The sequence below is a fragment of the Kitasatospora sp. NPDC059648 genome (genome assembly GCF_042734825.1).
Taxonomy (GTDB): Bacteria; Actinomycetota; Actinomycetes; order Streptomycetales; family Streptomycetaceae; genus Kitasatospora.
The window spans coordinates 1-5,352 of sequence record NZ_JBHWDU010000176.1; the positions used below are offsets into that span (position 1 = coordinate 1).

At 75.8% G+C, this 5,352-nt stretch carries 7 protein-coding genes; 5 read left to right on the plus strand and 2 right to left on the minus strand.

The features are described from left to right. The 4 genes from ACFV1W_RS39855 to ACFV1W_RS39870 all read left to right on the plus strand — a co-directional run. The coding region (locus ACFV1W_RS39855; protein ID WP_380422391.1) for a dimethylarginine dimethylaminohydrolase family protein at window positions 1–393 on the plus strand (393 nt) is incomplete at its 5' end. Between the two features lie 179 nt (window positions 394–572). Continuing rightward, complete coding sequence (locus ACFV1W_RS39860; RefSeq protein WP_380422393.1) at window positions 573–2,123, plus strand: threonine/serine exporter ThrE family protein; 1,551 nt, start codon at window positions 573–575, stop codon at window positions 2,121–2,123. Window positions 2,124–2,275: 152 nt separating this feature from the next. After that, window positions 2,276–2,581 carry a WhiB family transcriptional regulator gene (locus ACFV1W_RS39865; RefSeq protein ID WP_380422394.1) on the plus strand — a complete coding sequence of 102 codons (306 nt, stop codon included), beginning with the start codon at window positions 2,276–2,278 and terminating at the stop codon, window positions 2,579–2,581. A gap of 188 nt (window positions 2,582–2,769) precedes the next feature. Then, window positions 2,770–2,925: a DUF6131 family protein gene (locus ACFV1W_RS39870; protein ID WP_380422395.1), complete on the plus strand. Its 156-nt coding sequence runs from the start codon at window positions 2,770–2,772 to the stop codon at window positions 2,923–2,925. Between the two features lie 79 nt (window positions 2,926–3,004). On the opposite strand, the gene ACFV1W_RS39875 is transcribed toward ACFV1W_RS39870, so the two are convergent. After that, on the minus strand, window positions 3,005–3,259 hold the full coding sequence (locus ACFV1W_RS39875) for a hypothetical protein (RefSeq protein WP_380422397.1): 255 nt from the start codon (window positions 3,257–3,259) through the stop codon (window positions 3,005–3,007). 125 nt (window positions 3,260–3,384) lie between these two features. Next, entirely contained in the window at window positions 3,385–3,858 is a 474-nt protein-coding gene (locus tag ACFV1W_RS39880; RefSeq protein WP_380422399.1) for a hypothetical protein, read from the minus strand. A gap of 278 nt (window positions 3,859–4,136) precedes the next feature. Between ACFV1W_RS39880 and ACFV1W_RS39885 the strand changes: the two genes are divergently transcribed. Next, window positions 4,137–5,105: a helix-turn-helix transcriptional regulator gene (locus tag ACFV1W_RS39885; RefSeq protein WP_380422400.1), complete on the plus strand. Its 969-nt coding sequence runs from the start codon at window positions 4,137–4,139 to the stop codon at window positions 5,103–5,105. Window positions 5,106–5,352: the final 247 nt, after the last annotated feature.

Consider the following 5,352-nt stretch of genomic DNA (forward strand, 5'->3'; position numbering starts at 1 on the left):
ACCGACCAGCGCTCGCACTACGAGGCGCAGGAGTTCTTCGGCCTGCCGGTCACCTCGCTCACCCTGGTCAACCCCGAGCACTACCACCTGGACACGGCGCTCGCGGTGCTCTCCGACACCGAGGTCATGTACTTCCCGGAGGCCTTCACCCCCGGCAGCCGGTCGGTGCTGGAGCAGCTCTTCCCGGACGCGGTCCACGCGGACCCCCAGGACGCCGCCGTGTTCGGCCTCAACGCCTTCTCGGACGGCCTCAACGTCGTGCTGCCGCAGGCGGCCACCGGCCTGATCGAGCGCCTGCGCGAGCGGGGCTTCAACCCGATCGGGGTGGACACCACCGAGCTCCTCAAGGCCGGTGGCGCCGTCAAGTGCTGCACCCTCGAACTGCGCCCGTAGGAGTCTCGCCCGCCCGCCCGGCCAGGGCGGCCGGGTGCCCTGCCGCCGGTCGCCGCGCCCGCCCGGTAGGGCGCGAACCGGGCGGGCGTGCGCCGGGCATGACGTTCACGAATCAATGACAGCGGGTAGTCGAGTGGGTGCGAAAGGTAGCCGAGTGGGGGGTGATGCAGGGAGCGACGATGCCGGAACACGAGGAGCGGGGCGCGCGGGCCGAGTCGGAGGGCCGGGCCGGTCGGCGGGTGCCGCCGCAGGGCAGGCGCGGCGAGGCCGCCGACGCCGAGGAGGCCGGTCCCGGGAGACCGCTCGGGCCGCCGGGGCCCGGGGGGGACGTCGATCCGGCGGTGCGCTGGCCAGACCTCATGCTGCCACTGCTGCGCACTCCGACCTCCGCCCGGCCGCTGGTCGGTGGCGGCAGCCGCGACGGCGACGGCGCGCCGGGCCCCGCGGAGGTCGCCGCGGTGGTGGATCTGGCCCTGCTGGTGGGTGAGTTGATGCTGGCCTACGGGGAGGCCGCGGAGGGGGTGGAGGCGGCGATGCTCGCCGTGGCGCGGACGTACCGGGCCGGGCCCTGCGATCCCCAGGTCACCTTCACCCGGGTGGCGATCTCCTACCAGCAGGGCCCCGGGGAGCCGCCGGTGACGGCGGAGCGGACGGTGCACCACCCCGCCGGGGACTACGCGGGCCTCGCGGCGCTGTTCCGGCTGGTCACCCAGATCACCGCGGGCGGGCTGGCCGTGGACGCGGCCCACCGGAGGCTGCGGGCCGTGCGCCGGCACGCCCGCCACTACCCGGACTGGGCGATGGTGGTGTCCGCCGGTCTGCTGGCCGGTGTCGCGACGCTGCTGATCGGCGGCCGGTCCGACGCCCGGGCCTGGCTGGTGTTCGTCAGCGCCGTGGTGGCGGCGATGGCCGGTCACCGGCTCGCGGCGCTGGTGGGGCGGCACGACCTACCGGAGTTCTACCGGATCGCGGCGGCCGCGACCCCGGCCGCGGTGGTCGGCATCCTGATGTCCTTCAACCAACTGCACCTGCGCGGCTCGGTGGTGATCACCGGCGGGCTCTACGCCCTGCTGCCCGGCTGGCCGATGGTGGCGGCGGTGCAGGACGGCCTCGCCGGCTTCTACCTCACCGCCGCCGCGCGGCTGCTGGAGGTCGTGTACCTGCTGGCCGGCGTGATCGTCGGGGTCATGACGGTGCTCTACGTCGGCGTCAACAACGGCGCCGACCTCGCCACCCAGAGCGTGCCGACCTCACTGTCCGACCCGCCGCTCCAGCTGGCGGCGGCGATCATGCTCGCCCTGGCCTTCGCGGTGCTGCTGAACACCGAGGCGGCCACGCTGCCGGCCGTCCTGGTCAACAGCACGGCCGGCTGGACGACGTACGCCGTGCTGGTCGGCGCCGGTGGGGAGCCGATCATGGCGACCGGGCTGGCCGCCGTGCTGGTGGGCCTGTCCGGCCAGCTGATGGCCCGTTACCGGGGCAGTTCCGCGCTGCCGTTCGTCACCGCCGCCCTGGGGCCGCTGCTGCCCGGTTCGCTGCTGTACTTCGGGCTGCTGGCCTTCGTCCGGGGCGAACCGGAGACCGGACTCAGCGGCCTGGGGCGGGCCACCGCCACGGCGATGGCCCTCGCGATCGGCGTGAACCTGGGCCGCGAGGCGGCCCGGCTGTTCCTTCCGGCCACGGGGGCGCCCCCGCCCGCCCGCCGGCGCGGGGGCCGCCATCGCCGCTGAACTCCGCCCGGCGCGGGGCCGGTCCGCCGGCGGGATCCGCCCGGCGCGGGGTCGGTCGGTCCGCCGTCGGGATCCGTACGCCCGGGTCGCGCATGAACGTGCGGGACCCGGTTAGAGGAGTGGGGCAACGACCCCGATCGGAAGGATCCGCCGTGGCCGACCTCTCCCGCCCGCTGCCCGCCGCCCCCGAGCGCCACCGGAGCCCCGAGCCGAGGGGCGCCTGCCGCACCTCCGAGGGCGCGGCCCCCTTCCTCCCGGCACCCGCGCACCGCACCACCGTGCAGGACGCGAGGGAACGGGAGGCGGCGGCGAAGGCCGTCTGTGCGGGCTGCGCGGTCCGGGTGGAGTGTCGCCGGCACGCGCTCGCGGTGCGCGAGCCGTACGGCGTGCGGGGCGGGCTGACCGCCTCGGAGCGCCGCGCCCTGTTCACCGCCGACCCCGCTCCGGCGGCCGCCTGACGGGCGCCGGGCGGCCGCCGACCGAGGCCGGAGGCCGCCCGGGTGTTTGGCCGGCTCGCGCGGCGGTAGACGCGACTCATGGGCAGGGTCGGAGAGGTGACGGCTCCGCCGCCCAGGGGCGGCTCCGACGCCGTGCGTCGCAGCCGGCCTTCCCGACCGCCGTCCCCACGACCCTCAGGGAGGACATCGTGATCATCGTCGGCGTTATCCTGCTTATCGTCGGCTTCCTGACCGGGATATCGATCCTGTGGACGATCGGCATCGTCCTGGTCGTCATCGGCCTGATCCTGTGGCTCCTGGGGGCTCTCGGGCACGCCGTCGGTGGCCGTCGCCACTACTACTGACCCGCTGGAACACGGCCGCGCCGGTACGGACCACCGTCCGTACCGGCGCGATCCCATGTCCTCCCGGGGAGGACCCGCCTCAGGGCGCCACGGCGTCCGCCGCGGGCGGCTCCGGTTCGTCGTCGTCGCCGCCCGTGCCGCCCTTGCGGCGGACGTCAGCCGGGGTGGGGGCGGTGATGGAACGCTCCTCGGCGGACCGCTCCCGGTCCCCGACCTCCCCCTGCGCCTTCTCCCGGACGTCGGCCGGGGTCGGGGCCGTGATCGAACGTTCCTCGGCGGACCGTTCCTGGGCCGGTTCGTCCGGCTGGGTCCCGTTCTCGTCACGCGTGGTCATGGCGGCCTCCCTTTCCGAAGCTGTCCGAGCCCGTCCGAGCCGTCGGCGGACGGACGACCAGACGGGTGCCCCGAAACCCGCCGCCGAACCGGGCCGTCGGCGATCACGGGCCGAGAACCACCCGGTCAGGCGGTGACGTCCGGCTCCAGGCCGTCCGCCGCCGTTCCCGGCCTCGGCAGGAGGCCGGGCGCGTCGCCGGCGGTGCGGAGGAGCGCCGCCTGCAGCCGGCGTACCGCGCCCTCGGCGTCGGCGAGTGCCTCGGGGCCCGGTACCACGGTGCCGAAGGACTGCCGCCGGTCGGCGGGCAGGGAGCGCCAGGACAGCACGGGGGACAGGATGGTGCTGGCCCGGGCGAGGAACCAGGCCAGCTGCCCGTGGGTGCGGGCGATGCCGAGGGCGAGGACGGCGAGCGCCTCGCGCAGGTGCTCCAGGCGCTCGATGACCGGCGGCGGTTCCGGCGCCGCCTCGGCCCCGAGCGCCTCGGCCAGCGCTTCGGCGGTCTTCCGGGCGAGCGCGGCGTCCTGCGCGGCGAGGTCCCACAGGCCGTCCCGGAACTGCCGCTCGGCCTCCGCCGCGAGCGCCGCGACCTGCGCGGCCATGCCCGGACCGGATCGGGGACGGCGGGCGGGCGGCGTGCTGCGCGGGGTCATGGCGGGCCTTCTGGTGGGGACCGGCACCCGGGGCGGGTACCGGTCCCCACCGTGGTGCACCGCCGTGACCGCCCGCAGCTCCGGGAACGAAGCGACCCGCCGGGGCGGCCGCCGGAACGAAACGGGCGCGGTTCGGGAACGAGTGATCGGCTTTCGGTCGCGCCGAGGGTCGCGTAACGTCGGCACCTATCACGCAGACCGGGCAGGACGCCGACGGACGGGTGGTGATGACGGTGGAGGAGCTGTCCTTCGACAGTGCGAGCGCGGAGGCCACGGAGGAGTTCCTGTCCACCGCCTACACGCCGATGCGGATCGGCAAGTCGGCGGCGGACGCCAGGGCCCGGATCAGCCGAAGGTCGGCCGGCCCGCTCAGCGTGGACCGGCTGTCCTTCGGCTACGACATGGCCTACGACGCCGGCAGCCTCGGCCGGGTGTGCCTGCTCAGCATCCACTCCGGCACGGTCGCCGACCGGAGCGGGGCGGACGGGGCGGAGGGGGAAACGGTCTTCGGCCCCGGCGACACCTTCCTGATCGCCCCGCCGGACGCTCCGTACCGCGGCGAGGTCCGCTCCGCCCGGTACACCATCGCCATGTTCGACACCGCGCTGCTGGACGCCGTGGCGCCGACCGGCGGGGAGGGGAACGCCCCGGTGCGGCTGACCGGGCTCCGCGCCGTGAACGAGGCGGCGAACCGGCAGCTGGGCGCGGCGGTCGCGTACGTGCGCGACCACGTGCTGGCCGACCCGGCCGCCTGCGAGAGCGAGCTGCTCGTCTCCACCGCCGCCCAGCACCTGGCGGCGGTGACCCTGGCGGCCCTGCCCCACACCGGCCGCGCCGACCCCGCCCCCGCGGACCGGACCGACGCCACACCCGGCGCCCTCCGCCGGGCGATCGCCTTCATCGAGGCGAACGCCGACCGGGAGACGTCCCTCGCGGACATCGCCGCGGCCGCCTTCGTCACCCCGAGGGCGCTGCAGTACGCCTTCCGCCGACACCTGGACACCACCCCGCTCGGCTACCTGCGCCGGGTGCGGCTGGACGCGGCGCACCGGGACCTGCTGGCCGCGGACCCGGCGACCGCCACGGTGACCGGGATCGCGATGCACTGGGGCTTCGCCCACCCCGGCCACTTCGCCGGCCTGTACCGCGCCGCCTACCGGCGGACGCCGGGGGAGACCCTGCGCCTTCGGGGCTGAGCGCCGCAGGCACGGGACCGAGCGCCGCGCAGCAGCCGCGACCCGTGTCCCGCTCCGGCCCGCGGCCGCAGCGACGGGAACGACCCGCGGGTCACCGCGACGGGACCGAACGTGCCCGACCGCCCGGCCCGGTGTGCGGGTGGGGGGGCGGGCACGCCCCCGAGGGGGCCACCGCCCGCGGGCAGCGCCCACCAGTATCGTATAAAAAACAGACGCAGCCGACGAAAGTATAAGTGTAGATATAGGG